The organism is Glutamicibacter sp. NPDC087661 (assembly GCF_044743275.1).
GTDB lineage: Bacteria > Actinomycetota > Actinomycetes > Actinomycetales > Micrococcaceae > Glutamicibacter.
Map to the genome: position 1 here is coordinate 721,721 of NZ_JBIUWE010000001.1, position 24,726 is coordinate 746,446.

At 63.2% G+C, this 24,726-nt stretch carries 23 protein-coding genes; 11 read left to right on the forward strand and 12 right to left on the reverse strand.

From position 1 onward, the window contains the following. Positions 1-17: 17 nt before the first annotated feature. The 3 genes from ACIOTN_RS03420 to ACIOTN_RS03430 all read right to left on the reverse strand — a co-directional run bounded on the left by ACIOTN_RS03420 (position 18) and on the right by ACIOTN_RS03430 (position 3,612). Positions 18-1,694: an HNH endonuclease signature motif containing protein gene (locus tag ACIOTN_RS03420; RefSeq protein ID WP_332486753.1), complete on the reverse strand. Its 1,677-nt coding sequence runs from the start codon at positions 1,692-1,694 to the stop codon at positions 18-20. Positions 1,695-1,756: 62 nt separating this feature from the next. After that, entirely contained in the window at positions 1,757-2,941 is a 1,185-nt protein-coding gene (locus ACIOTN_RS03425; RefSeq protein WP_332486755.1) for a methyltransferase, read from the reverse strand. Next, the gene (locus tag ACIOTN_RS03430) at positions 2,938-3,612 is read right to left on the reverse strand and encodes a YigZ family protein (protein ID WP_105656693.1); all 675 of its coding nucleotides are present in this window, start codon (positions 3,610-3,612) and stop codon (positions 2,938-2,940) included. Before ACIOTN_RS03430 ends, ACIOTN_RS03425 begins: the two co-directional genes overlap by 4 nt. Before the next feature lie 25 nt (positions 3,613-3,637). On the opposite strand from ACIOTN_RS03430, the gene coaE reads away from it, so the two are divergent. From coaE to ACIOTN_RS03455, 5 genes are all read left to right on the forward strand, one after another. Beyond that, entirely contained in the window at positions 3,638-4,234 is a 597-nt protein-coding gene (gene coaE, locus ACIOTN_RS03435) for a dephospho-CoA kinase (RefSeq protein ID WP_105656692.1), read from the forward strand. 2 nt (positions 4,235-4,236) lie between these two features. Next, complete coding sequence (locus ACIOTN_RS03440) at positions 4,237-4,485, forward strand: hypothetical protein (RefSeq protein ID WP_105656691.1); 249 nt, start codon at positions 4,237-4,239, stop codon at positions 4,483-4,485. A gap of 72 nt (positions 4,486-4,557) precedes the next feature. Continuing rightward, positions 4,558-6,645 carry an excinuclease ABC subunit UvrB gene (uvrB, locus tag ACIOTN_RS03445; RefSeq protein ID WP_105656690.1) on the forward strand — a complete coding sequence of 696 codons (2,088 nt, stop codon included), beginning with the start codon at positions 4,558-4,560 and terminating at the stop codon, positions 6,643-6,645. Between the two features lie 246 nt (positions 6,646-6,891). Continuing rightward, positions 6,892-7,932 (forward strand): TerC family protein, encoded by a 1,041-nt coding sequence (locus tag ACIOTN_RS03450; RefSeq protein WP_105656689.1) that lies wholly within the window; start codon positions 6,892-6,894, stop codon positions 7,930-7,932. A gap of 100 nt (positions 7,933-8,032) precedes the next feature. Next, complete coding sequence (locus tag ACIOTN_RS03455) at positions 8,033-8,485, forward strand: MarR family winged helix-turn-helix transcriptional regulator (RefSeq protein WP_105656688.1); 453 nt, start codon at positions 8,033-8,035, stop codon at positions 8,483-8,485. 81 nt (positions 8,486-8,566) lie between these two features. Here ACIOTN_RS03455 and ACIOTN_RS03460 read toward each other — a convergent pair whose 3' ends face one another. Together ACIOTN_RS03460 and ACIOTN_RS03465 are read right to left on the reverse strand one after the other, a co-directional pair. After that, entirely contained in the window at positions 8,567-9,853 is a 1,287-nt protein-coding gene (locus ACIOTN_RS03460; RefSeq protein ID WP_332486761.1) for an alpha/beta fold hydrolase, read from the reverse strand. After that, a complete protein-coding gene (locus tag ACIOTN_RS03465; RefSeq protein WP_133834222.1) occupies positions 9,853-10,341 on the reverse strand; it encodes a GNAT family N-acetyltransferase in 489 nt (162 codons plus the stop codon). The genes ACIOTN_RS03460 and ACIOTN_RS03465 overlap by 1 nt, the downstream gene beginning before the upstream one ends. Positions 10,342-10,403: 62 nt before the next feature. On the opposite strand from ACIOTN_RS03465, the gene ACIOTN_RS03470 reads away from it, so the two are divergent. Together ACIOTN_RS03470 and ACIOTN_RS03475 are read left to right on the forward strand one after the other, a co-directional pair. Next, positions 10,404-11,156: a metal-dependent hydrolase gene (locus ACIOTN_RS03470; protein ID WP_105656685.1), complete on the forward strand. Its 753-nt coding sequence runs from the start codon at positions 10,404-10,406 to the stop codon at positions 11,154-11,156. Between the two features lie 78 nt (positions 11,157-11,234). After that, positions 11,235-12,173: a phosphotransferase gene (locus tag ACIOTN_RS03475; protein WP_332486765.1), complete on the forward strand. Its 939-nt coding sequence runs from the start codon at positions 11,235-11,237 to the stop codon at positions 12,171-12,173. Between the two features lie 16 nt (positions 12,174-12,189). Here the strand turns inward: ACIOTN_RS03475 and ACIOTN_RS03480 are convergent, their stop codons facing one another. The 3 genes from ACIOTN_RS03480 to ACIOTN_RS03490 all read right to left on the reverse strand — a co-directional run bounded on the left by ACIOTN_RS03480 (position 12,190) and on the right by ACIOTN_RS03490 (position 15,457). Next, positions 12,190-12,381: a hypothetical protein gene (locus ACIOTN_RS03480; protein WP_332486767.1), complete on the reverse strand. Its 192-nt coding sequence runs from the start codon at positions 12,379-12,381 to the stop codon at positions 12,190-12,192. Between the two features lie 74 nt (positions 12,382-12,455). Further along, positions 12,456-12,923 (reverse strand): NUDIX domain-containing protein, encoded by a 468-nt coding sequence (locus ACIOTN_RS03485; RefSeq protein WP_332486769.1) that lies wholly within the window; start codon positions 12,921-12,923, stop codon positions 12,456-12,458. After that, positions 12,923-15,457, reverse strand: coding sequence for a DEAD/DEAH box helicase (locus tag ACIOTN_RS03490; protein ID WP_402696038.1), 2,535 nt, complete (start codon positions 15,455-15,457; stop codon positions 12,923-12,925). The genes ACIOTN_RS03485 and ACIOTN_RS03490 overlap by 1 nt, the downstream gene beginning before the upstream one ends. Before the next feature lie 77 nt (positions 15,458-15,534). Here ACIOTN_RS03490 and ACIOTN_RS03495 point away from each other — a divergent pair, with 77 nt between their 5' ends. After that, positions 15,535-16,326: a trans-aconitate 2-methyltransferase gene (locus ACIOTN_RS03495; RefSeq protein ID WP_105656680.1), complete on the forward strand. Its 792-nt coding sequence runs from the start codon at positions 15,535-15,537 to the stop codon at positions 16,324-16,326. Positions 16,327-16,373: 47 nt separating this feature from the next. Here the strand turns inward: ACIOTN_RS03495 and ACIOTN_RS03500 are convergent, their stop codons facing one another. Together ACIOTN_RS03500 and ACIOTN_RS03505 are read right to left on the reverse strand one after the other, a co-directional pair. Further along, positions 16,374-17,015, reverse strand: a complete 642-nt coding sequence (locus tag ACIOTN_RS03500) for a phosphatase PAP2 family protein (protein ID WP_219844113.1) — start codon at positions 17,013-17,015, stop codon at positions 16,374-16,376. Between the two features lie 112 nt (positions 17,016-17,127). Next, positions 17,128-17,781, reverse strand: coding sequence for an MBL fold metallo-hydrolase (locus ACIOTN_RS03505; RefSeq protein ID WP_105656679.1), 654 nt, complete (start codon positions 17,779-17,781; stop codon positions 17,128-17,130). A gap of 82 nt (positions 17,782-17,863) precedes the next feature. Here ACIOTN_RS03505 and ACIOTN_RS03510 point away from each other — a divergent pair, with 82 nt between their 5' ends. Together ACIOTN_RS03510 and ACIOTN_RS03515 are read left to right on the forward strand one after the other, a co-directional pair. Further along, a complete protein-coding gene (locus ACIOTN_RS03510) occupies positions 17,864-18,241 on the forward strand; it encodes a GntR family transcriptional regulator (protein ID WP_105656678.1) in 378 nt (125 codons plus the stop codon). Between the two features lie 198 nt (positions 18,242-18,439). After that, positions 18,440-19,288: a hypothetical protein gene (locus tag ACIOTN_RS03515; RefSeq protein ID WP_402734786.1), complete on the forward strand. Its 849-nt coding sequence runs from the start codon at positions 18,440-18,442 to the stop codon at positions 19,286-19,288. Between the two features lie 121 nt (positions 19,289-19,409). On the opposite strand, the gene ACIOTN_RS03520 is transcribed toward ACIOTN_RS03515, so the two are convergent. Continuing rightward, on the reverse strand, positions 19,410-19,895 hold the full coding sequence (locus ACIOTN_RS03520; RefSeq protein WP_105656676.1) for a GNAT family N-acetyltransferase: 486 nt from the start codon (positions 19,893-19,895) through the stop codon (positions 19,410-19,412). A 713-nt stretch (positions 19,896-20,608) separates the two neighbouring features. After that, a complete protein-coding gene (locus ACIOTN_RS03525) occupies positions 20,609-21,010 on the reverse strand; it encodes a nuclear transport factor 2 family protein (protein ID WP_181148795.1) in 402 nt (133 codons plus the stop codon). A 782-nt stretch (positions 21,011-21,792) separates the two neighbouring features. Between ACIOTN_RS03525 and uvrA the strand changes: the two genes are divergently transcribed. Then, positions 21,793-24,663, forward strand: a complete 2,871-nt coding sequence (uvrA, locus tag ACIOTN_RS03530) for an excinuclease ABC subunit UvrA (protein ID WP_286134096.1) — start codon at positions 21,793-21,795, stop codon at positions 24,661-24,663. The last annotated feature ends 63 nt before the right edge of the window (positions 24,664-24,726 follow it).

Genomic DNA, 24,726 nt, shown 5'->3' on the forward strand with positions numbered 1-24,726 from the left:
CGGCGCATTGCCGCGAACTAGGCGGCCTTGGCCATGTGGTAGCTGTTGCGCACCGGGGTCTGGGTGGGATCGACGAAGCTGGGCAGGATGACCTTGGGTACGCCATCGTCGGCAATGACCTTGATCAACCCGGCATGAACGTCATGATGATGCGTGTCGCAGAGCATCGCGCTCCAGTAGACCGCAGTGACACCGCCCTCGGACCAGAACCAGATGTGGTGGATGTTGCAGCGTTCGGGATCCATGGTGCACCCGGGAACTATGCAGCCGCGATCGCGCACCGCAACACCCAGACGCATGTAGTTCGGATGCTTGCGCTGGCTGCGCCCGATATCAAGCAGCTCGCCCCTGCCGCCGAGCACCATCGGGATGATGCGTGCCCTGGACAGGGTCTGGCGCAGGTCAGTTGCATCGAGCTTGAAACCGTGCTGGGTGATGCCATGGGTTCTCGCGCGGCCTTCCAACTCGTCCAAGGTCAGCATGACCACGACCTGCGGGGTGATGGTGGGGACATCCACGGTGCCTGCATCATTCCCATCGGCGCCCTTGGGGGTCCCGCCATTGCGCGCGGCATCCAGCAGCTCCTGGAGCCGCTTCGTGTTGATCTCCAGCAGATTCATCAGGCCGTTGAGGCGGCGTGCCGCGGGAGAAAGCGGTGGGGAAACAGGATCTTCGCTGGCGGCAGCTTCCTCATCGGTCAAGAAGTCCGGATGGCCTCCGGCGTCGGCCTGGTAGGAAGTGCCAGGGGCAGCATCCTGCTCTGTACGTTGTCCCGGAGACTGGGCAAAAGCCTCCCGTGCGGCTTGGCCGGAACCGGAGCGGGGATTGTCGCTTTGCGAAATGCCCGATTCGAAGAGTTCTGCGCGCGTAGGGCGCAGGGCGAGGTCGTAGTGGACCAGGCCGCCGCGTTCGCCCCGCCGGTACAGGCCTTCCTGGGCTTCGGGCCGCTTCTTGCCCAAGCGTTCCTTCTGGGATTTCAGGAAGCTGTTGACCAATTGCCTGCGGGTGCCGGGGTCGGGCTCGTCCAATTGCTGGTTGACGATGGATTCAAGCAGCTCGCCATCTTCGGTGAGCGCCGAGGCGGTGGCCGGTGCGGCGTATTCGTCGCGTTGGGGTTCCAGAGCGCCCAGGCGCCGGGCCGCGCTGAGCACTTCGGCTGGCGGCTGGCGCAGATCGGCGAAGCGCCGCGCCAGCAAAGGGAACTGTGCCTGGTGCCGCTGATGTTGGTAGTCGTATTGCGCGAAGACGTGGCTGGCGGACTGGATGCGGCGCTTGGCCTCGAAATGGTCGGTGCGCAGCCAGGATGCCAGCAGTGCCGCAGGGCCGGTGAAGCTGGGCCGCTTTCCGGTGCGCTGGGCAGGGACGGAGAAATCGGTGGTGCCCTGGCGGGCTGCGGCGAGTTCAACCTGGGCCAGGGTGTGCGCCGCGGTGTCATCGACCAGGTGGGCTGCGTAGATCTGGGTGCGAAGGGCCTGGTGGGCCGAAGCTTCAGCCGCGGTGGACAGGGCCAAGGCGTAGCGCGGATCGTGCAGGTAGTGGGACTCGGGGCCGGTGGCTGGATCGGCGCAGAGCAGGGTCTGGTGCAGGACGGGGATGAACGCGGCGACGGCCAGGGCGTCGTCCACCGCGAGGGCCGGCGCGTCCTTGATCGCTTGGGCAAGCCCGGCTAGCGCCTGGCTGACAGTTCTGTTCATGGCCCCAGCATGCGCCAGGCGGTGCGCGGCGTGCCGGCCGGCAATACGGCCTGTGGAAAAGCCTAGTGCGCGCGGGTTGATGCAGTCACGGTGAAGGTCCTGTCGCGGGCCAGCTGTTCGGTGGGGCCAACGCGGCGGGCCAATTCGCTGCGGTAGCGCAGGTGCGAGTTGAACACGCACAGCAGGGTGCCTCCGGGAGCGAGCACGCGGGCGGCGTCGTCGATCAGCTTGAACGCGATGTCGGCGGTGACGGTGTTGCCGATGTGGAAGGGCGGGTTCAGCGTGACCAGGGTGGCGCTGGCGTCGGGCAGGCGGCCCAGGGCGTCATCCTGCACGGCAGTGAGGCGACCGTCCAGGTTGTTGCGTTGAGCGGCGGCCAGGGTGGAGGCGACCGCGGAGGCCGAATGGTCCGAGGCGTCCACGCGCAGCTGCGGGTTTTCCAGTGCTGCGCAGATGCCGATCGCGCCGTTGCCGCAGGCCAGATCGACCAGCGTGGCGTGCCCGGAGAGGTCCGGAAGGTTTTCCAGCAGCAGCCGGGTGCCCGGATCCAGCCGGGCGGCACCGAAGGTCCCGGCACCGGCATGCAGCGTGAAGCTGGTGCCGCGCACCTGGTGGGTGGCAGTGGCCGGGAAGCTGCTGGCGGGCTGTTCGGCGCGCGGGGTGCTGGCGGTGAGCACCCGGGATTTCTGCCGGGCCAGCGAGACGTCGACGCGGGTGAAATGCTCCGCGAGCACCTCGTTCATGGAACGGCTCATGTGCTTGATGCGGCCCCCGGCGAAAAGCTTCGCGCCGGGATCGGCGACGGCTGCTGCCGCGGCGGCCTGTTCGCCCAGCACGTCCAGTCCGCGAGGCAGGGCCAGCAGGATCGAACTGGCGCCCTGGGCAACCTGTTCCAGGGTGCAGAATTCGAGGTGTCCGGCCCGCTCGGGCATGAGCCGGGCGAGGTTGGCCTCGATGGCCCGGCGCGCGGTGAGCGAATCGGTGTGCACGCGCACGCTCGTGCTGCCTAGTGCCAGTGCGCCCAGGGCCAGCGCGCCGTAGTGGTCGCCGATGACCGCGATGGCATCCGGCCAGCGGTCCGAGGGTCCGGCCGCGGCGGCGCAGGTGTCCAGGATGAGCCGGTCGCAGGCGTCGGCGGCGTAGAGGTTGGCGGCTTCGACATCGGGCCAGCGGCGCAGGGCGGGCAGCAGGGCCTGGAGGCTGCTGGCGGCAGCGGGCGTGCCTTCGGGATTGGCGGCGGAGTTCAAATCAGATCAACCCATTGCGTGTTGGCGGCGGCCAGTTCCCCGGCGCCGGAGGTGAGTGAGGCGATGCCGGTGCGCAGCTGCGCGGCGGCTTCGGGCGTGTCCGGGATGCCGATCTGCACGATTGCGGCATCGGCCTGCCAGAGGGTCGGTTCGACCTGGTAGCCGGCGGCGCGCAGCTCGTTCTCGTAGCGGGCCGCGTCGGCGTGGGCGGCGGCGAAGGTGAAGATCCGCATGCGCTGGCGCAGGTGCAGCTGCGCATTGTCCAGCCCGGAAGATACCGCCTCGGAATATGCGCGGACCAGTCCGCCGGCGCCAAGCTTGATCCCGCCGAAGTAGCGGACCACCACGGCCAGCACGTCCGAGAGCACGCTGCCGTCGGCGATTTCGCGCTTGGCCAGGGCATCGAGCATCGGGATGCCGGCGGTGCCCGAGGGCTCGCCGTCGTCGTTGGAGCGCTGGGCCATGCGATCGGGGCCCAGGATGAACGCGCTGCAGTGGTGGCGGGCATCGAAGTGGGTCTTGCGCAGGGCCGCGATCTGCGCGCGGGCGGCGGCCTCGGTTTCGACCCGGTAGAGGTAGGTGATGAATCGCGAACGCTTGATTTCCAGCTCGTGCACGCAATCGCTGGTCAAGGTCGTGTACCGTGTCGCGGCCGAGTCGTTGGTGTTCATCCCTCTTAGTTTATAGGGTGGGAACATGATGCATGTGGGACTGACCGGGGGAGTGGCCTCCGGAAAATCTGCGGTCGCGGCCAAATTGGCCGCCCTGGGAGCCGTAGTCATCGATGCCGACGCGTTGGCGCGCCAGGTGGTCGAACCCGGCACGCCCGGGCTGGCTGCGATCAAGGACACGTTTGGCGAAGCCGTTTTGCTGGCCGACGGGTCGCTGAACCGTCCCGCATTAGGCGCGATAGTCTTCGCCGACGAGGCGGCGCGGGCCAAGCTCAACGCGATCGTGCACCCGCTGGTGCGGGAGCAAGCGGCGAAGTTGCGCCAAGGAGCGCCAGCCGGCTCGCTGGTGGTCGAGGACATCCCGCTGCTGGTCGAGACCGGCCAGCTGGACAGCTTCGACGCGGTGGTCGTCGTGGCCGCCCCGCACGCCGAACGCATTCGCCGCATGGTCCAGGATCGCGGCTGGACCCGGGAAGACGCCGAGGCCCGGATGGCCGCGCAGGCCACGGATGACCAGCGGGCGGCCGTAGCCGACTACCTGCTGGATAATTCCGGTACCTTGGAAGAACTGGAGGGGCAGGTTTCTGCCCTCTACCGCCAATTGGCGCCAGCACAGGAGTAGGAATGTACAAGATCTGCAAGTGGAGCACCCTGATCGCTTTCGCCGTCGCCTTGGTGCTGTGGCTCGGTTTTGGCGGCCGCGCCGAATTCGTTGCCAGCGAATCCGGGCCGTATTCGCCGGTGGTCTACATTTCCGGCTGCCTGGCCTTGCTGGGGCTGATTGCCGCCACCATCATGACCGTGGGATTCTTCGGCAGCAGCATCCAGCGCACCGTCAAGCGCAATGCGATCCGCTACGGGATGCGCAAATAGCACCCCGGGTTTAAGCTGAAAGCTGGCTAGGGCGCAGCCCCAACGGTCGGGGCAAGTGGATATGCTGGAAGCATGAGTCTTGCACAGCCGATCAAGCGCGTGGTCGCCCCCTTCGAAGTCATCAGCGAGTACCAGCCTGCCGGCGACCAGCCGCAGGCCATCAAGCAGCTGACCGAGCGGATCAACGCCGGCGAGAAGGACATCGTGCTGCTCGGTGCCACCGGTACCGGCAAGTCCGCGACCACCGCCTGGCTGGTGGAGCAGGTGCAGCGCCCCACCCTGGTGCTGGTGCAGAACAAGACCCTGGCCGCCCAGCTGGCCAACGAGTTCCGCGAGCTGATGCCCAATAACGCGGTGGAGTACTTCGTCTCCTACTACGACTACTACCAGCCCGAGGCCTACGTCCCGCAGACCGATACCTTCATCGAGAAGGACTCCTCGATCAACGAGGAAGTCGAGCGCCTGCGCCACTCGGCCACCAACTCCCTGCTCACCCGCCGCGACACCATTGTGGTCGCCACCGTCTCGTGCATCTACGGCCTGGGCACTCCCGAGGAATACGTGGCCGGGATGGTCACCGTGCGCACCGGCGAGGAACTGAACCGCGACGCGATGCTGCGCCAGTTCGTGGCCATGCAGTACACCCGCAACGACATGGACTTCCACCGCGGCACCTTCCGCGTGCGCGGGGACACGGTGGAGATCATCCCGATGTACGAAGAGCAGGCCGTGCGCATCGAGTTCTTCGGCGACGAGGTGGAAGCGATCCACACCCTGCACCCGGTCACCGGCGAGGTGATCCGCGAGGAGACCGAGATGTACATCTTCCCGGCCAGCCACTATGTGGCCGGTGCCGAGCGGATGCACAAGGCGATCAAGCGGATCGAGGACGAGCTGGCGGTGCGCCTGAAGGAGCTGGAATCGCAGAACAAGCTCGTCGAGGCCCAGCGGCTGCGCATGCGCACCACCTACGACCTGGAAATGATGGAGCAGATGGGTTTCTGCAACGGCATCGAGAACTACTCGCGCCATATCGACGGCCGCGATGCCGGCAGCGCCCCGCACTGCCTGATCGACTATTTCCCCGATGACTTCCTGCTGGTGATCGACGAGTCGCATGTCACCGTGCCGCAGATCGGCGCCATGTACGAGGGCGACATGTCCCGCAAGCGCACGCTGGTGGAACACGGCTTCCGCCTGCCAAGTGCCATGGACAACCGCCCGCTGAAATGGGATGAGTTCCTTGAGCGCATCGGGCAGACCGTGTACCTTTCGGCCACCCCGGGCAAGTACGAGCTGGGCAAGTCCGACGGGTTCGTGGAGCAGATCATCCGCCCCACCGGGCTGATCGACCCCGAGATCATCGTCAAGCCCACCAAGGGCCAGATCGATGACCTGCTCGATGAGATCCGTACCCGTGTGGATCGCGATGAGCGCGTGCTGGTCACCACGCTGACCAAGCGCATGGCCGAGGACCTGACAGACTACCTCACCGAGCACCAGGTGCGGGTGCAGTACCTGCACTCCGATGTGGACACGATCCGCCGCGTGGAGCTGCTGCGCGAGCTGCGCATGGGTTCCTTCGACGTGCTGGTGGGCATTAACCTGCTGCGCGAGGGCCTGGATTTGCCCGAGGTTTCGCTGGTCGCGATCCTGGATGCCGACAAGCAGGGCTTCCTGCGTTCGGCCACCAGCCTGATCCAGACCATCGGCCGTGCCGCGCGTAACGTCTCGGGCCAGGTGATCATGTATGCCGACAAGATCACCGATGCGATGGACCAGGCGATCGAGGAGACCAATCGCCGACGGGCAATCCAGGAAGCGCACAACAAGGAGCACGGGATCGACCCCACGCCGCTGCGCAAGAAGATCGCTGACATCACCGACCAGCTGGCGCGTGAGGATGCCGACACCCAGGAACTGCTGAACAACAACCGGTTGGCGAAGAATGCCAAGCGCACCAAGGCCTCGTCCGCGGTGCGCAAGGATGGGCTGGCCGCCGCCCCGGCCGAGGACCTGCTGGCCCAGATCGGGGAAATGACCGAGCAGATGCACGCCGCGGCCGCTGAGTTGCAGTTCGAACTGGCCGCCCGGATCCGCGATGAAGTTTCCGAGTTGAAGAAGGAATTGCGCCAGATGAAGGCTGCCGGGCACGCGTAGCCCTGCTGCTGTCCGGCGCAGTAATTGGGACATGCGCCAAGCCTGTGCAGTTCCTGTGCGCTACACTTGATCACTGGACGTAGGGGAGTATCCCAATGCTGTGGACGTCAACACGCGAACCAATGATGTTTCGCCGGGCACAGCAGCCGATCACTGAGCCAGCTATCGAAGTGTTTCGAATTCTGGTGTGGCGGCGGAGAGACTTGCGGCGATTTTCCATACCCTCCAACGAAAGGTCGCTCGTCCGTGGGCACTAATGGGTTAACTATTCAATTCGAGATCATCGCGCTGATTGTTCTGTGCGCGGTGCTCATCGCAGACCTGCTGTACGTCACCAAGCGTCCGCACATTCCTTCCATGAAGGAAGCAGGCATTTTTGTCGGCATCTACATCTCCTTGGCATTGATCTTCGGTGCCGTGATCTGGACGCAGGCTGGACCGCAGCTCGGCCAGGAATTCTACGCCGGCTGGGTCACCGAATACGCGTTGTCGGTGGACAACCTGTTCGTCTTCATCATCATCATGGCGCGCTTCTCGGTACCGCGTAAGTACCAGCAGGAAGTGCTGATGTTCGGCATCATCATCGCGTTGGTCCTGCGCGCAATCTTCATTGTGCTCGGCGCCGCGATCATCGAGCAGTGGTCGTGGGTCTTCTACATCTTCGGCGCTTTCCTGCTGTGGACCGCATGGAACCAGCTCAAGGACGAGGATGAGGACGAGGAAAGCGGCCTGGTCAAGAAGCTGACCTCCAAGCTGCCGATTTCCAAGGACTTCGATGGCGCCAAGCTGCGCACCGTGGTCGACGGCAAGAAGCTGTTCACCCCGATGGTGCTGGTCTTCGTGACCATCGGCATGACCGACCTGCTGTTCGCCTTCGACTCGATCCCGGCGATCTTCGGCCTGACCAAGTCCGCGTTCATTGTGTTCACCGCGAACATCTTCGCGCTGATGGGCTTGCGCCAGCTGTACTTCCTGCTCGGTGGCCTGATGAACCGCCTGGTCTTCCTGAAGCACGCACTGAGCTTCATCCTCGCTTTCATCGGCGTGAAGCTGGTCTTCCACGCCCTGCACGAGAACAGCCTGCCGTTCATCAACGGCGGCGAGCCGCTGCATTACGCGTGGCTGGATATTTCCGTGGGTGTTTCCCTGCTGGTCATCCTGGGCGCGATCGTTATCGCAACCGTGCTGTCGCTGTGGAGCCCATGGGGCAAGCGCGCCGCTGCTTCGGCTGAAGCCGCGGAGCTCGCCGGCGCAGCGGAAGCTGCAGAGCAGGACGCGGCCAAGTAATCCGCACAATCGCCCGCCGGGACCAGTTGCTTCCAACTGGCCCCGGCGGGTTTTCCGTACCCGCATAGTGTGCCTATGCTGTTCTGCTAAGGTATTTTCCATGAGCGACCTATCGACAGAAGCCAGTGGCATTGCCACCGGCGTAGCACTAGCGTCGGGCACCATGTCCCGGCTGCTTGGACGCGCGGCCGGGCAAGGCCGATCGGTGACCGCTTGGCGGGTGCTTTCCACCCTGGACCGGTTGGGCCCCCAGCGCGTGGGCGACTTGGCCATCGAGCAGCGCGTGGCCCAGCCGACCATGACCGGTCTGGTCATCCGCATGGAAAACGACCAGTTGGTCCAGCGCCAACCGGACCCTGGGGACGGCCGCGCCAGCTTGGTGAGCCTGACCGGCGACGGCAAGGAGGCCATCGAAGCCTACCGGCAGCGCGCGATTTCCTCGCTGGCCGGCGGCATCGATTCCTTCAGCGCCGAGGAACGGCGGATTCTGGCGCAGGCTGTGCCGCTGCTGCAACGGTTGAATGACCAGGTTGCCGCGAAGCTGGACCATTAGCAGCAGAAGGCTTAACGCGCAGGGCGCTTGAATCCCCGGGGGATTCAAGCGCCCTGCGCGTTAACCTAGCCGGTGCGCGGGCTAGCTGTCCTGGGCCGCGGCGTCCGGGTCTTCGCCGTTGGCCATGGCCAGCAGCCGGCGGAAGATCGCCGGGCCATCGTCGCCGATGCCGTCATGGTGGAATTGATCGGTCACCCAGGTCTGCAACCCGGCCACCTGCGAGGCGGTGCGCAGCGAGAGCTCGCGGTCCACATAGACGTCGTCATGGTAGACCGCGGCGGCCACAGGCACGGTGTTCTTGGCCAGGACGTCCAGATCGTAGAGCGGGCCGAAGCCTTCGTGCTCGGCCAGGATGCGGGCCACGTCCTCCAGGGGGCGCAGGGCTGGATCTTCGGCGAAGTGCCAGCTGTAGATCATCTCGCCGGTTAGCAGCGGGGTCGCCGCGTGGCGGGTGAAGTCGGCGAACTCCGGCAGGACTTGTTCGGCCGCGAAATTGGTCGGCTCGCCTTGGGCATAGATGGTTTCATGCATCAGCGCATAGAGCGGGTTCGAGGCGAAAGAGCTCTGGGCCAAGAGCGCTTCGAGGAAGCTATCCGAGAGGCGGTCGCCGCCCGGGGTGAAGCTGAAGGCCTCCTCGAAGATGTGATGCAGCAGGTGCACCCGGGTGTTTCCGCCCAGGTACATGCCCAGCATCTGCACCAGCGGCACGGTGACGCGCTGGCCGTTGGGCAGCAGCTCATCGTCATTGGTGCGCACATGCTCGTAGATCCTGTGCAGGGTCTGGAAGTCCTCGGGGTACCAGGAGAAGTACTCGCGGTTGCGTTCTGCCATCCGCTGGTAGGTGGCGCGGTAGACGGTCTTCGCATCGGCATCCAGCGAGGCCAGCCCGCCGGTGACCAGGCAGCGGGTGAGCGACTGCGGGAAGAGCGAGAGATAGGTCAGGGTGCAGAACCCGCCGTAGCTCTGCCCCAGGGTGCTCCACTGCTCGATGCCCAGGTGCTCGCGCAGGGCTTCGGCGTCGCGCACAATCGAGTCGGCGCGGAAATGCGAGAGGTAGCGGGCCTGGGCGGCCGAGTCCCCGCGCAGCGGCAAGGACTTGCGGTTAGCCGGGGTGGACAGTCCGGTGCCGCGCTGGTCCAGCAGCAGCACGCGGAAGTGCTTGGTGGCTTCGGCCAACCACCCCGACAAGGAACCGGGGCGCGGGGATTTGCCCCCTGGACCGCCCTGCAGGAACAGCAGCCAGGGCTTGGCCGTGCCGGTGCTGATCTCGCGGGCGAAGACCGAGATCTTTTCGCCCTGCGGATCGGCGTGATCCAGTGGAACCTCGATGCGATGGTCGGTGACATCCATACCGCGGTAGTGGCGCATTAGCTCGCTCCTTGCATGCCAAGTTGTTGCAGTGCTTCGCCGTCCAGGCGCCGGGTGCTCCAGCCGTCCATGGAGCTGGAACCGATGGCGTCGTAGAACCTGATGGCCGGCTCATTCCAATCCAGCACTGACCATTCCAGGCGCTTGTAGCCGCGTTCGACGCAGATCTGCGCCAGCGTGCGCAGCAACGCGGTGCCGGTGCCTGAACCGCGCTGGGATTCGCGCACATACAGATCCTCCAGATGGATGCCGTGCCGGCCTTCCCAAGTGGAGTAGGTCAGATACCACAGGGCCATGCCCCTGAGCGTCCCGGTTTCATCCTCGGCAACATGGGCGAAGACCTGGGGATTGGGGCCGAACAGATGGGATTGGAGGTCTGCTGCGGTGTTGAGCACCGCATCAGGTTCCCTTTCATAGTCGGCCAATTCCTGGATCATCGCCAAGATCTGCGGGCAGTCGCCCGGAACAGCTTCACGCACAATACTCATGTGTTCCAGCTTACCTCCGTCGCACCGCTAAAACGTCGGTGACCAGACCTAAGGTTGAATGCATGATGGGTGGACACCACGCGGTGAGCGGCGCAGCCGCATGGTTGGCAATTACAACTGACGTCACCGTGGGTTCGGTGAACCTGGGGCTGGGAACTTTCCAGATGGACCGCTGGGAAACCCTGGCCGGCGCGATCGTCTGCGCTGGCGCGGCCCTGCTGCCCGACGCGGATCACCATGGGGCCACGATCGCGCGCTCGCTGCCCCCGTTCTCCAGCATTTTCACGCGGATTGTCGGTTCGGTTTCGGGCGGGCACCGCAACGGCACCCATTCGCTGATCGGCATCGCCTTCTTCATCTTCCTGGCCTGGCTGGCCAACGGCTGGGATGTGCAGACCGCGGCGTTGGGCACGGTCTACCCGGCCGCGGCGCTGTTCGCGATCCTGCTGATTTCCTTCGCGGTGAAGACCATGAAATTCATGCCGCCGCTGCTGTGCTGGATTATCGCCTTGGCCGCCGGGACTTTCGTCGGGATGAATGCGCCGGAGCAGAACCTCTGGTTCCTGATGGCAGTCTCCCTGGGCGCGATCGTGCACGTGCTGGGCGACATGCTGACCATCGGCGGCTGCAATCTGCTGTGGCCGATCAAGATCGGCTCGCCGCGCTGGTTCCGCCGGCTGCCGCTGATTGGCGGCTGCTGGAAGTCCAATGGGCGGGTGGCATTGCCGATTCTGGCCGAGACGGGCTCCACCGCAGAATGGCTGCTCGCGACGCTGCTCACTACCTATGTGGGCATCGCGCTGATCGTCGCCTGAGGGCCCCCGGCCCGCTGCCGGCTCGCCGCAGTGCAACGCGCTGTGGCTGGCAGCCGGTGATCTGGCATGATTCGAACCATGCAGATTCAATTCACCCGGCGCATCACCTGGGATCAGCTTCCTGGCGAACTGCGCGCTCGGATCGAATCGCACCTTGGATCCCGGGTGATCCGGGCGCTAAGCCAAGCCTCGGGGTTTTCCCCGGGCAGCGCCGATCGGCTGCTCACCGCCGATGGCCAGCGGGTCTTCGCCAAGGCGGTGCATCCGGGCCTCAGTGCCCCGGCCACGGCATTGCACGCCCGCGAAGCGGCAATAGCGGCCAAGCTCCCGGCGGCCTTGCCGGTTCCGCAGTTCCTGGGGCGCATCAGCTGGCAAGGCTGGGAGGCCTTGGTCTTCGCTGAAGGCCCAGGGGCCAGCCCGCAGCTTCCCTGGCCGGTCGGACAGCTCGAACGGGTACTGGACACGCTGGCGCAGCTGGCTCATCAGGCCCCTTTTTCCTTGATCGAGCTGCTGCCGCCGCTGGAAGAGGAACTGCGCGAGGACGTAGCCGGTTTTGGGCGGATCATGCAGGACGGCTGGCTTCCAGCTGATCCCTGGGTGGCACAGAACCTGGAAGAACTCCATGGGCTGGCCATGGACGGTATCGGGGCGCTGGCCGGAGACCAGCTGGTGCATTCGGATCTGCGCTCGGACAACATCCTGCTGGGCGACGGCGGAGAAGTGCTGCTGGTGGATTGGCCGTGGGCTTCGCGGGGCGCCGCATGGTATGACGCGTTGACGGTGCTGGTTGAAGCGCGGATCTTCGACCCGGCGCTGGATGCGGATGCCATTGCCGCCTCCCACCCGATCTTCGAATCGGTGGGCGCGGACGCGGTCAGCGCGGTCTTAGCTGGACTGGCCGCCTACTATGTGGACGCGGCGCGCAGGCCCGAGGTTCCCGGGCTGCCCACGCTGCGCAGCTATCACGCGAAGCAGGCGGCAGCCACCGTTGGATGGCTCAAGGCGCGGCTAGCCTAGCTGGCTGTTGCAGGGGCTAACTGAACCGGGCCGGCGTGGCATTTTCCCCGCGGTAGACCAGGGCCAGGCCCAGGACCAGCGAACCGAGCTGGACCAAGGTCGCCAGCCACGCGCCGGAAGCAAAGAGCTCGGACCAGCCGCTGAGCAGCCCGACCAGGACCAGCAGCAGGAGGACTGCCCCGAGCAGGCGAAGCTTGTACCCGTTCATGGCCATACCCTACGGCACTGTCCGCGGCATTGCCACCGGACTCCGGGAAGATGCCTCGGGCATCGAGTGCGCGACTAGCCCAGATGCCGGGGCTGGTCCAGCGCCGTGCCGGATCCCATGCAGATAATTGGCGGCAAGCCGGAATCCAGCCGGGAAAGTACCAGCTGTTCCTGCGCAACGAGGTTCTGCGGCAGGGCATCGAGCGGGAACCAGCGAAGCTCGCAGGCTTTCTCCGGTTCCATGAGGCGCGGAGTACCGTCCCACTGGCGCGCCAGGAAGAAGAAATCCACAGGGGATTGGGCGCCGCTGCCCGCTTGCAGGTAGCGGTGCACCGTGCACAGCGGCTGGAGCTGGTCTGCCGCGATCCGGATGCCCAGTTCCTCACGGGCTTCGCGAACGGCGGCGGCAACGGCAGCCTCGCCGGGCTCAACGTGCCCGGCGGCCGCCGTGCTCCAGAACCCGTCCATGTAGCCGGTTCCCGACCTCAGTTGAAGCAGGACTTCGTCGGCGCGCCGCAAGATGGCGTAGCTGATGGCGGGCATCAGGAGTCCAGGCGGCCCACCGAAGTCACCTTGACCACAGGTTCGCCGGCCTCGTCCGAGTCATCCAGCGAGATGGTGGCGGTGATGCCCCAGTCGTGGTGCTCGGATGGGTCGGCGAAGATCTGGCGCACCTCCCAGGTGCGCTGGGGCATGTCCTTGATGATGAACAGCTTCGAGCCGCGTCCGGCGGGACCGTCGTCGATGTCCTCGTGCTCGTCGAAGTAGCCGTCCATGGCATCGGCCCAGGTGTCCGCGTCGAAGCCGCTATGCCCGTCGAGCTCGCCCAGGGCCTTGTCCTGCTCATCGGCGAACAGCTTCACGCGGCGGAACATCTCGTTGCGGACCATTACGCGGAAGGCGCGCACATTGCTGGTCAGCTTTTCCGGTGCCGGAGGCGGTGCGGTTTCGGTTGCCTCGCTCAGCTCGCCGCGGGAGAGCTCTTCCCATTCGTCCAGCAGCGAGGAGTCGATCTGGCGGATCATCTCGCCGAGCCATTCGATCAGGTCTTCGAGGTCCTCGCGCAGCGCGTCCTGGGGAACGGTCTGTCGCAGGGCCTTGTAGGCATCGGTGAGGTAGCGCAGCAGCACGCCCTCGGAGCGGGCCAGCTGGTAGTACTGGACGAAATCGGAGAAGCCCATGGCGCGTTCGTACATGTCGCGCACGATCGACTTCGGCGCCAGTTCGAAGTCCGAGAGCCACGGCGCGCCGGAGCGGTACTGCTCGAAGGCGCTCTCCAGCTTCTCGGCCAGCGGCATCGCATAGGTGATTTCATCCAGTGCGTTCATGCGGTCGTTGTAGTCCATGCCTTCGGCCTTCATCGCGGCGATGGCCTCGCCGCGGGCCTTCTTCTCCTGGCCGGAGAGCACCTGGCGCGGCTTTTCCAAGGTCGCCTCGATCACCGAAACGACATCCAGCGCATAGCTGGCCGAATCCGGATCCAGCAGGTCCAGGGCGGCCAGCGCGAAGGGCGAGAGCGGCTGGTTCAGCGCGAAGTTCTGCTGCAGGTGCACGGTCAGCTCATAGTAGTTGCCGTATTCGTCTGGCTCATTGCGGCGCACGACCACCTCGGTGGCGATCAGTTCGCGCAGGATTCCCAGGGCGCGCAGCTTCAGCTTGCGCTGGGACGCCGGGGTCTCGTGGTTTTCGCTGAGCAGGCGCTGGGCGGCCTCGAACGAATTGTCCTCGCGCTCCAGCAGGTTCAGCAGCATCGAGTGCGAGACCTGGAATGAGGACTTCAGCGTCTCGGGGGCGGCCTCGACGATCTTCTCGAAGGTCTTCTCGCCCCAGGTCACGAAGTTCTGCGGCGGCTTCTTCTTCGGGATCTGCTTGAGCTTGGACGAGCCCTCGCCGTGCTTCTTCAGCGCCTTTTCCATGGCCTTGTGGTTCTCGATCGCATGCTCCGGAGCCTGCACCAGCACGGTGCCTGCGGTATCGAAACCTGCGCGGCCCGCGCGCCCGGCAATCTGGTGGAATTCGCGGGCGTTCACGATGCGCGTACGGGTGCCGTCGAACTTGGACAGCGCGGTGATCACCACGGTGCGGATCGGCACGTTGATTCCCACCCCCAGGGTGTCGGTGCCGCAGATGACCTTGAGCAGGCCGGCCTGTGCCAGCTGCTCGACCAGGCGGCGGTACTTGGGCAGCATGCCGGCGTGGTGGATGCCGATGCCGTGGCGCACCAGGCGGTTCAGCGTCTTGCCGAACCCGGCGGCAAAGCGGAATCCGCCGATCATCTCGGAGATCTTTTCCTTCTCCTCGCGCGTGGCCACATTCACGCTCATCAGCCCGGTGGCGCGGTCGATGGCATCGAGCTGCGAGAAGTGCACGATGTAGATCGGCACCTGCTTGGTCTTGATCAGTTCCTCCACGGCCTCCTGCACCGGCTCCATGGAGTAGTAGAAGTGCAGCGGGATTGGGCGCTCGGTGTGCGCGACGGTCACCGTCGGGGTGCCGGTGCGCTCTTCGAGTTCCTGCTCGAAGCGGGTGACATCGCCCAGGGTGGCGCTCATCAGCAGGAACTGCGCCTGCGGCAGTTCGATCAGCGGCACCTGCCAGGCCCAGCCGCGCTGCGGATCGGCGTAGAAGTGGAACTCGTCCATGATCACGCAGCCCACGTCCGCCTTGGAGCCTTCGCGCAGGGCGATGTTCGCCAGGATCTCAGCGGTGCAGCAGATGATCGGGGCGTCGGCGTTCACCGAGGAATCGCCGGTGACCATGCCGACGTTCTCTGCGCCGAAGATCTTGCACAGGTCGAAGAACTTCTCGGAGACCAGCGCCTTGATCGGCGCGGTGTAGAAGCTGATCTGGTCGCGGGCCATGGCGTAGAAGTGGGCTGCGATGGCAACCATGGACTTGCCCGAGCCGGTGGGCGTGGCCAGGATGACGTTGTTGCCGCCGGCCAGCGCCATCGACGCTTCGTCCTGTGCGGGGTAGAGGTTGATGCCACGGGTCGCGACCCATTGGCCGAAAGCCTCGTAGATTTCGTCGTCGGATACGTTCTTGGCGTCTGCTGGCAGATAATCGGTGAGCAACATGATGTTCCTAGCCTATCGGTTGAGAACTGTGACTGGGGGCTAGTTGTTGCGTGCGCCTCTCGTTTAGGCTCGGGAATATGAAATGGGATCCGACGAAATACACCGAATTCTCCGATTACCGGGGCCGCCCGTACCTGGATTTGCTGGGGCAGCTGGTCTCGGTTGACGCGTCGAAGGTCATCGATCTGGGGTGCGGGCCGGGAAATATGACCCGGCTGCTGGCCCAGCGCTGGCCGCAAGCGCAGGTCACCGGACTTGATTCCTCACCGGAGATGATCGCCAGGGCCACGCAGAGCGAGCACGAGGAAAACCTGGGCTTCGCGCTGGCCGATGCCACGGCGTGGACCCCTGACTCCGACACGGACCTGCTGTTCTCCAACGCGATGCTGCAATGGCTTCCGGGGCACCGCGAGTTGCTGGCCGGTTGGCTGGAGCACCTGAAGCCCGGAGCGAACGTGGCCATCCAGGTCCCGGGCAATTTCGGCTCTCCGTCGCATGCGGTGATGCGCGCAGTTGCCGACAGCCCGAAGTGGTCCGGCCAGCTGGCAGGGGTGCTGCGCCATGACGACGTGGTGGGCGAGCCCGGCGAATACCAGCGGATCTTCCTGGACGCGGGGTTCCAGGCTAATGTCTGGGAAACCACCTACCATCAGCTGCTCGCGGGGGAGGACCCGATCCTGAACTGGGTTCGCGGGACGGCGCTGCTGCCCATTCGCCACACGCTCAGCGACGAAGACTATCGGGAGTTCGAAAACGACTACCGGGCCGAAGTCTCCACGCACTACCCGTCATTTGCTTCGCAGGACGGTACCGTCCTGACGAACTTCCCGTTCCGCAGGATTTTCATGATCGGGCACAAGCTCGGCTGATTTGCTCCAGGCTCGGCATCGTCAGAGCGCTTCGAGGGTGAGCTGGCTCAGCGATTGCTTCCCGCCAGGCACCTTTGCACGATGCCGGGCAGCACGCGGACGCAGACCAGGACAACCAGGATGCCCAACGCCACCCCGGAGAAGACATCGTGGACGAAGTGGGCGCCTACGCCCACGCGGGACAGGGCAATGAGCAAGACGGCCGGTATCGCGTACTTGGCCAGCTTCGGAAGGGCCAGCGTGCAGGCTGCGGCGACGCCGGCGGCGACGACCGAATGGTTGGAGGGCCAGGACCAGTCGCCTGCTTCCGGGCATGCCACTGCGGTGAGAGCATCCAGGGCGCGGCAGGGGCGTTCCTCGGCGACCAGGATCTTGGCCAGCTCGCTCAGGCCATAGGCCGCTACCGCACCAATCGCGCCTGAAACCAGGCGCCAAAACGCAACTCGATTACGGAACCAGCACAGGACGGCGAGCGTGCAGGCCCCGGCCATCAGCATCAAGAGCAAGATCTCGGAAAAGAACACAGCCGCTGCGGAGAGCAGCGCCGACTGGGCAACAGTTCCTGAAATCCCCAGGTACAAGGCATCACGCAACGGATAGGAGGCCATCGCCAGCACGGCGAGAACCGCGACGATGATGGCTGTCCGCGAAGGGAAGACGGAAATTGGTGCGGAGGACCGTGAATTCACAAGTGGTGATTATACGGATCTGTTCCGGCTGCAAGCATCAGCTGGAAGAGGTCCCGCACCATTAAACGCTGCTGCCAGCGGCACGGATGCCGCTGGCAATGCAGTCAAAGGGCTACCACCCGCGTTCGCGCCACTGCTCCAAATTCGGGCGTTCTGTCCCCAGTGTCGTCGAATCTCCGTGCCCCGGCAGAACCTTGGTTTCGTCCGGGAAGCGGTCGAAGATGCGTTCGGTGACGTCGGTGAGCAAAGAGAGGAACCGCTGCGGGTCCTTCCATGTGTTGCCCACGCCTCCGGGGAACAAGCTGTCGCCGCTGAGCACTACCGGCTGGCCGGAGGAATCAACCAGCGCATAGCCGAGCGAACCCGGTGTATGCCCTCGCAGGTGGATCGCCTCGATGATCACATCGCCCAGCTTCAGCTGGTCGCCGTGGTTCAGCGCATGCTCGATCTTGACCCCGCATTCTTCAGCGATGCCGGCGACATCGTCTGCACCGGCGTAGGTTGGCACCGGGTACTTCTCCACGGCTTCGGCCAACGCGCGCACGTGGTCCCAGTGCTGATGCGTCGTGGCGATGCCGATAAGGCGCGGATCGCTCGCGTCTTCACTGGCCGCCTGGATGAGCCGCTCGATGGCCGGCATGTCATCCGCCGCATCCACCAGCAGCTGTTCGCCGGTCTTCCGATTAGTTACCAGGTACACGTTGTTTGCCATGTCGGATACTGAGACCCAACGGACGGTCACATCGTTCAGCAATAGTTCGTTCATGCAACCAGACTACGGTGCAGATCCCGGCTGACGCGATAGGCTCGGATAAATGCCAAACACAGTCCAAAGGATGGAGTGCAGGATGACCGAACTGGAATTCATCAAGATCGAGCCGAACTCGGGCGTGGCGCCGTATCAGCAGGTCCGCGAGCAGATCCTCTCAGCTATCGCCAAGGGCAAACTAGCTCCGGGCACCAAATTGCCGTCGGTTCGTGCGCTCTCGGGCACCTTGAACCTCGCGGTGAATACCGTCGCCAAGGTCTACAAGGAACTTGAGCTGCAGGGTGCAGTGGTCACCCGCGGCCGCCATGGAACCGTGGTCCAAGCCGCGGAGAATCGTGCAGAGCAGGAAGTCAGCGATGCGGCCGCCGATCTGGCCCGCATCGCCCAACTGTGGTCGGTCGACGAAGCGACCGCGGTGAAGTACTTGCGCGCGGCATTTAGTTCCCTGCCAAGGTAGACCCAAGGCGCCTCTGGAAGTGAATCCGGGAACCAGCCGCAGGTGGAACCTGATGAATGCGAAATGGCACAGAGGTATGTTTGGCTGTTGGCAGCTCCAATATTTCCCGGGGTTGATTAGCTGCCAGCAAGGTAACGGGCGACTAGTAATAGTTGTGCCGAAGCTGCGGAAAATCCGAATGAAACAGGAAGGGCAGGCATGTCGGTTAGACATGAATCGGCTTCGGGGCTGATTTGGAACAACAAAGTGGAAAAAGTCCGGATGTCCCAGGATTCCTATGCACGGCTTCGTTTCGCCAACATCCGCCAACTACCCGAAACTGGATTGTTCGCGGACGAGGTCGGTGCCATAGCGCCGGATGTCCAAGCTGTTTCAATCGACTTGGATGATGATGGCAACCTTGACTTGACGGGGATTGAGAACCTGCCGTTGCTCTCATCACTAATCATTCATCAATGCGACGGCATACTGCCCTATGGCGGTTCGGGAAATGGAGTCATGGCCTTGACCCGATTGCTCATGCCGTACGCGCAAGGGGCCACCGAGCAACTCATTGCTTCCCCTCACCTGCAAGATATGGAGATCGAAGGCGGAACTCTCGATCTGCTCAGGCACATGGCGGAAACAGTGCGCAAGGTCCTATTGAAACGCGTGAAGGGTGCCGCAGACCCTAGGGCCTGGGACAGGCTGACCCAGCTGGACCAGATCGAAATCAATCAATCGGGGAGCATAGAGGTCGTTGCACCTGCTGGCGCTTGGCCCGAGGTCGTGAGTTTTACCATTATTGGGTCTCTCAAGGGGATAGTGCTGGCGTCAAAGGTCCGCCCCTTTCAATACCTGTATTTAGAAGGGGTTCGCCGGTTTGACCCGGGCTCGTCGTTCTGGGACCTGCAAGCTAAAAGGGTCACTGTTGGATACTCGACCAATCCGCCAAAATGGCTGGTCGAGGCGTGGCCCCACAGGCCGGATGATTGGGACGAGAGTTTCAGCATTGCGTCGCATCCGCTGCTTCCCGGATCAGAGGAGCCCTACTTCGACGAACTCTGATCTCCCGCTCTCGGTGACTTCGTGACAGCGAATACCCGCTATCGATCTCGAATTCACAGGCTGTCTGCACAACAGCTCAGTGTTCGTTAAGTCGAACCCTCTGTGGGAACGTTGCTAGTCCTCAGGTGACCCGGCCAGCTGGTCGTCGAAGCCAGACTGTAGCCAGCCCCTCCGCCATTTTTTCTTCGAAATCGAATCTGAAGCCACGCCGTTCATAGAATGCCTGGGCCGACGGGTTGCCTCTCACGAACTCGATCCTCAGATCTTGAGTGCGGCCGAAGGCATCAAGTGCTGTGTTCATTAGTTCGGTGCCGATGCCGTGGCCATGGGATTCCGGCAACACATAAATTTTCCATATGACAGGTTCGCCCTCAAACTGCCCGACCGTTAGAGTTCCAACGGCTTCGCCATTCTGCAGAGCAACGTACGTCGTATCATCGGTGATTGAAGCACTGACAGAGTCGTGTGACCACCAGGTATTGAGATTATCCATGACGAAATCCGGGCTCGTGAAACCAAGGTATGTTGCTGGCCATGTAAGAATCCCGATAGACCGGATAGCCTGAACATCATCAAGGGTGGCTTTGCGAATCGAAAGGTTATTCATGCCACAAACCTATCGGAGCTTCGGATGTTGAGGGAGAGTATCCCCAAGAATAAGCGCTTCTATTTGTCCTCTCGGCCCTGGGGCATGCCGAGATCGCGCACTCTGAACCGACCGTTCCGGGACCTCCTCCGGGAACGGATGCGATCGTTCCTGTATTGCTCAGACACTTGAACGCATTTCAAACGAGAGGGATATAGTGTTCGATCCATGAGAGATGACCCAAAGGTTCTGAATTACCTCGCCCTGCTGAGGGCTCGGGTTGAGGAGGTCATCATGACCTTACCGGAGGATATCAGTGGTCGAGCCTACGATCGTAAACACTCTATCCACTTAGATCTTCAGGGCCCTAGACTTGGCGTCTTCACTCTAGTGTTGGGAAGCGAGTCACCGGAACTCGTCTACGATGAGCGATATATCGGATACCAAACGATTCCTGAAGGGTTGGACGAGGTCATTGAATTCGCGGAAGAAACGATTGACGATGTAGCGTCTTTTGTCCTCAGCTCGGAACCGCTGGTGGTTCGTGAAAGCTCCATTTTTCGACGGTCTTATCTCTGCATGCCGAGTAATCACGGACGGCAGTGGAAGCTCAAGAGGTTCAGCTAACGTATCGACGGCTGGTGTGAGTGTTCAAAGCTGACAACGCCTCATGTCTTTGCTCCTTAGTGCTGTGCCGCCCGTGAACGGAACCTTGAACGGGACAGAGTGTGATGTCAGGCGCTGAATGGAAGCTCAGGTCGCAAGTGGTGCCCGTCTTTGACGTGTGAGTAGTCTCGCGCTGTTGTTACTAAGCCTGAATCGTCGAATGAAAGCACAGTGCATCCCGAGACGGTCATTGGCTGGTCCTTGATGAACATCACGACCCAGTACTCGACGGAAGCTGAACTTCCGTTGACGATTGGTTCGCTGAACCATGTTTCTGCCGGTTGGGTTTCCTCCGCGAAGCATTCCTCTAGATAAGTGCGCAGCCCGTTAGGCCCACGTAATCGTCTGAACATCGAGGCCCAGTGGTCGCCGTCATCAGCTTGCAACTGGACAATTGCATTCACGTCCTTGAGTGGCCAAGCGTTGGCCCATGTTGTCGCCCAGCGTTGCGCGGCTTCGGTAGTTTGCATGTTGATTTCCTGTTGACGTAGATGATTGGTGACTGCAGGTTGTTCGGGCTGTGCGAGTAACCCTGCATCCATAAGTATTGCAACGCTACTATCGGTCGAGCAGATTCACGTTGTAGGTTCGTTCAGTGTTGCTTAGTGCTCACTTTTCTCAAAGTGTCCCGAAAGCCGGTCACAAATAGGATCGCGCCACGTGCTGACTCGCATCGCAGAAGTTTCATGGATTTACAGGAACACCGGCCGTTCCGTATGCCCCGTCCGTGTAGTGACCGGTGAGGGGGGCGCGAAACGGAACGGTGTGGCGCTGCCTCATGATGTCGAATGCTTGCACAGAAAACAATTGCTGTCGGATGACATGCACCGCGGACGATGCCATTGCGCGGAACATTTGGCCAGGTTCGCTATGTTGTTGCATTGCGGATCAGCGGTTGCGGTGCCCCTGGTTGGCGGCGTGAACCGAACGTCGAATTTTATCCGTTTTCCCGCTCGTGCAACACAGAGCATGCGCTCGCCGCTCATTGGCATCTACGAGATAGCTGCGAACTTGGGGATGGGACGCACACGTGACAGGCACAAGCGGGAATCCAAGGGCAACCGGTACCTCCATAGGGAGGTCGTGGTCCGATCTGGATTCATGGGGACGCTGGCTCACCGGTCGACATTCCGGGTGGGTGGCCGGGCACGCATAGCGCTCGCCGTGCGCCGGATCAGGGGTTTGGAGAATTAACTGTGAGTTGCGTCCATTCGTACACGTATTCGAAGTAGTTTTCGATTAGTATTGCCTCGTGGCTATTTCATCGCAGAGTAAAAGAACTGATCTGACTCGCCTGGTCGTCAAGGGTGCACGCGAGCATAACCTGAAAAACGTGGACATTGATCTCCCGCGTGACGCAATGATTGTCTTTACCGGCCTGTCCGGCTCGGGCAAGTCCTCCTTGGCCTTCGACACCATCTTTGCCGAAGGCCAGCGCCGCTACGTCGAATCGCTCTCTGCCTACGCCCGCATGTTCCTCGGCCAGGTGGACAAGCCCGATGTGGATTTCATCGAGGGACTGTCGCCAGCGGTGTCCATAGACCAGAAGTCGACCAGCCGCAACCCGCGTTCCACCGTGGGCACGATTACCGAAGTGTACGACTACATGCGCCTGCTGTGGGCACGCGTGGGCCGTCCGCATTGCCCGATCTGCCACGAACCGATCTCCAAGCAGACTCCGCAGCAGATCGTCGACCAGCTGATGGAGCTACCGGAGAAAACCCGCTTCCAGATCCTCGCCCCGGTAGTGCGTTCGCGCAAGGGCGAATTCGTCGACCTGTTCGCGGAGCTCTCTTCCAAGGGCTTCGCCCGTGCCCGCGTTGACGGCACCACCATCCAGCTGAACGATCCGCCGAAGCTGGCCAAGCAGGTCAAGCACACCATTGAGGTGGTCGTCGACCGCCTGGCCATCAAGGAAGATGCCCGCCAGCGCTTGACTGACTCCATCGAAACGGCCCTGGGCATCGCCGAAGGACGCGTGCTGGCCGACTTCGTGGACCTGGACGAGGATGATCCCCAGCGCGTGCGCGCGTTCTCCGAGAACCTGGCCTGCCCCAATGAGCATCCGCTGGCCATCGATGAGATCGAGCCGCGCACTTTCTCCTTCAACAACCCGTTCGGTGCTTGTTCGGCCTGTTCCGGCATCGGCACCAAGCTGGAGGTCGATGAGCACCTGATCGTTCCGGACGGCGAGGTCACCCTGGCCGAGGGCGCGATCGCCCCATGGTCGCTAGGCAAGGCAACCACCGAATACTGGAACCGCTTGATCGAAGGCCTGGGCCATGAGCTGGGCTTCACCATGGATACCCAGTGGCAGGAGCTGCCGGCTGCCGCCCGCGAAGCGATCCTGAATGGCAAGGACCACAAGGTGGTCGTGCAGTACAAGAACCGCTTCGGCCGCGAGCGCAAGTACTCCACCGGCTTCGAGGGCGTCATCTCCTACGTGCACCGCAAGCACCAGGAAACCGAATCGGATCACGCCCGCGACCGCTACGAGCAGTACATGCGCCAGATCCCGTGCCCTACCTGCGGCGGCGCGCGCCTGAACCCGGCGTCGCTCTCGGTCTTGGTGGGCGGGCGTTCCATCGCTGAAGTTGCCGCCATGGACCTGCGCAGCGCCGCGGAATTCCTCTCCACGATCGTGCTCACCGCACGCGAGGCGCAGATCGCCGCGCAGGTGCTCAAGGAAATCGACGCGCGCATGAAGTTCCTGCTGGACGTCGGGCTGGAGTACCTGACCCTGGAACGCGCTGCTGGCACCCTGTCCGGCGGCGAGGCGCAGCGCATTCGCCTGGCTACGCAGATTGGTTCGGGCCTGGTCGGCGTGCTCTACGTTCTGGACGAGCCGTCCATCGGCCTGCACCAGCGCGATAACCGCCGCCTGATCGACACCCTGCTGCACCTGCGATCGCTGGGCAACACCCTGATCGTGGTGGAGCACGACGAAGACACCATTGCCGAAGCCGACTGGATCGTGGACATCGGCCCGGGCGCCGGCGAGCACGGCGGCGAAGTGGTGCACTCCGGATCCCTGGAGGGCCTGAAGCAGAACACCAAGTCGCTGACCGGAGACTACCTTTCGGGCCGCAAGCAGATCGACATCCCGTCCAAGCGGCGCAAGATCGACAAGGAGCGCAAGCTCAAGGTGGTCGGTGCCAACGAGAACAACCTGCAGAACGTGTCGGTGGAGTTCCCGCTGGGCGTGCTGACCGCGGTGACCGGCGTGTCCGGCTCGGGCAAGTCCACCCTGGTCAACGACATCCTGTACAAGGTGCTGGCCAACAAGCTCAACGGCGCCAAGCAGGTGCCCGGCCGCCACACCCGCGTGCAGGGCCTGGAACACCTGGACAAGGTGGTCCACGTTGACCAGTCGCCCATCGGCCGGACCCCGCGTTCGAACCCTGCGACCTACACCGGCGTGTTCGACCACATCCGCAAGCTGTTTGCGGAAACCAACGAGGCGAAGCTGCGCGGCTACCAGCCGGGCCGTTTCTCCTTCAACGTCAAGGGCGGACGCTGCGAATCCTGCTCGGGTGACGGCACGCTGAAGATCGAGATGAACTTCCTGCCGGACGTCTACGTGCCCTGCGAGGTCTGCCAGGGCGCCCGCTACAACCGCGAAACCCTGCAGGTGCTGTACAAGGGCAAGAACATTGCCGATGTGCTGGATATGCCGATTGCCGAAGGCGCCGAGTTCTTCAGTGCCTTCACCCCGATCGCCCGCCACCTGCGCACGCTGGTGGACGTGGGTTTGGGCTACGTGCGCCTGGGTCAGCCGGCAACCACCCTCTCCGGTGGCGAGGCCCAGCGCGTGAAGCTGGCTGCGGAACTGCAGAAGCGTTCCAATGGCCGCTCCATCTACGTCCTGGACGAGCCGACCACCGGTCTGCACTTCGAAGATATCCGCAAGCTGCTCAAGGTGCTGCAGGGATTGGTCGACAAGGGCAACACCGTGTTGACCATCGAGCACAACCTGGATGTCATCAAGTCGGCTGACTGGGTCATCGACCTCGGCCCGGAAGGCGGCTCAGGCGGCGGCACGATCCTGGCTGCTGGCACCCCGGAAAAGGTGGCCAAGGTGAGTGAATCGCACACCGGGAAGTTCCTCTCCGAGATCCTGTAATGCCTGGCGGAGAATGTTCGACATATGCGATTTCAGTTATGGATTGCTAACCCGCGTCCGCTT

Excerpts from the sequence above, each read along its gene's own strand:
- ACIOTN_RS03420 (WP_332486753.1), bottom strand. The coding sequence starts at position 1,694 with ATGAACAGAACTGTCAGCCAGGCGCTAGCCGGGCTTGCCCAAGCGATC.
- ACIOTN_RS03430 (WP_105656693.1), bottom strand. The coding sequence starts at position 3,612 with ATGAACACCAACGACTCGGCCGCGACACGGTACACGACCTTGACCAGC.
- coaE (WP_105656692.1), top strand. The coding sequence starts at position 3,638 with ATGATGCATGTGGGACTGACCGGGGGAGTGGCCTCCGGAAAATCTGCG.
- ACIOTN_RS03440 (WP_105656691.1), top strand. The coding sequence starts at position 4,237 with ATGTACAAGATCTGCAAGTGGAGCACCCTGATCGCTTTCGCCGTCGCC.
- uvrB (WP_105656690.1), top strand. The coding sequence starts at position 4,558 with ATGAGTCTTGCACAGCCGATCAAGCGCGTGGTCGCCCCCTTCGAAGTC.
- ACIOTN_RS03455 (WP_105656688.1), top strand. The coding sequence starts at position 8,033 with ATGAGCGACCTATCGACAGAAGCCAGTGGCATTGCCACCGGCGTAGCA.
- ACIOTN_RS03460 (WP_332486761.1), bottom strand. The coding sequence starts at position 9,853 with ATGCGCCACTACCGCGGTATGGATGTCACCGACCATCGCATCGAGGTT.
- ACIOTN_RS03465 (WP_133834222.1), bottom strand. The coding sequence starts at position 10,341 with ATGAGTATTGTGCGTGAAGCTGTTCCGGGCGACTGCCCGCAGATCTTG.
- ACIOTN_RS03470 (WP_105656685.1), top strand. The coding sequence starts at position 10,404 with ATGATGGGTGGACACCACGCGGTGAGCGGCGCAGCCGCATGGTTGGCA.
- ACIOTN_RS03475 (WP_332486765.1), top strand. The coding sequence starts at position 11,235 with ATGCAGATTCAATTCACCCGGCGCATCACCTGGGATCAGCTTCCTGGC.
- ACIOTN_RS03480 (WP_332486767.1), bottom strand. The coding sequence starts at position 12,381 with ATGAACGGGTACAAGCTTCGCCTGCTCGGGGCAGTCCTCCTGCTGCTG.
- ACIOTN_RS03485 (WP_332486769.1), bottom strand. The coding sequence starts at position 12,923 with ATGCCCGCCATCAGCTACGCCATCTTGCGGCGCGCCGACGAAGTCCTG.
- ACIOTN_RS03490 (WP_402696038.1), bottom strand. The coding sequence starts at position 15,457 with ATGTTGCTCACCGATTATCTGCCAGCAGACGCCAAGAACGTATCCGAC.
- ACIOTN_RS03495 (WP_105656680.1), top strand. The coding sequence starts at position 15,535 with ATGAAATGGGATCCGACGAAATACACCGAATTCTCCGATTACCGGGGC.
- ACIOTN_RS03505 (WP_105656679.1), bottom strand. The coding sequence starts at position 17,781 with ATGAACGAACTATTGCTGAACGATGTGACCGTCCGTTGGGTCTCAGTA.
- ACIOTN_RS03510 (WP_105656678.1), top strand. The coding sequence starts at position 17,864 with ATGACCGAACTGGAATTCATCAAGATCGAGCCGAACTCGGGCGTGGCG.
- ACIOTN_RS03515 (WP_402734786.1), top strand. The coding sequence starts at position 18,440 with ATGTCGGTTAGACATGAATCGGCTTCGGGGCTGATTTGGAACAACAAA.
- ACIOTN_RS03520 (WP_105656676.1), bottom strand. The coding sequence starts at position 19,895 with ATGAATAACCTTTCGATTCGCAAAGCCACCCTTGATGATGTTCAGGCT.
- ACIOTN_RS03525 (WP_181148795.1), bottom strand. The coding sequence starts at position 21,010 with ATGCAAACTACCGAAGCCGCGCAACGCTGGGCGACAACATGGGCCAAC.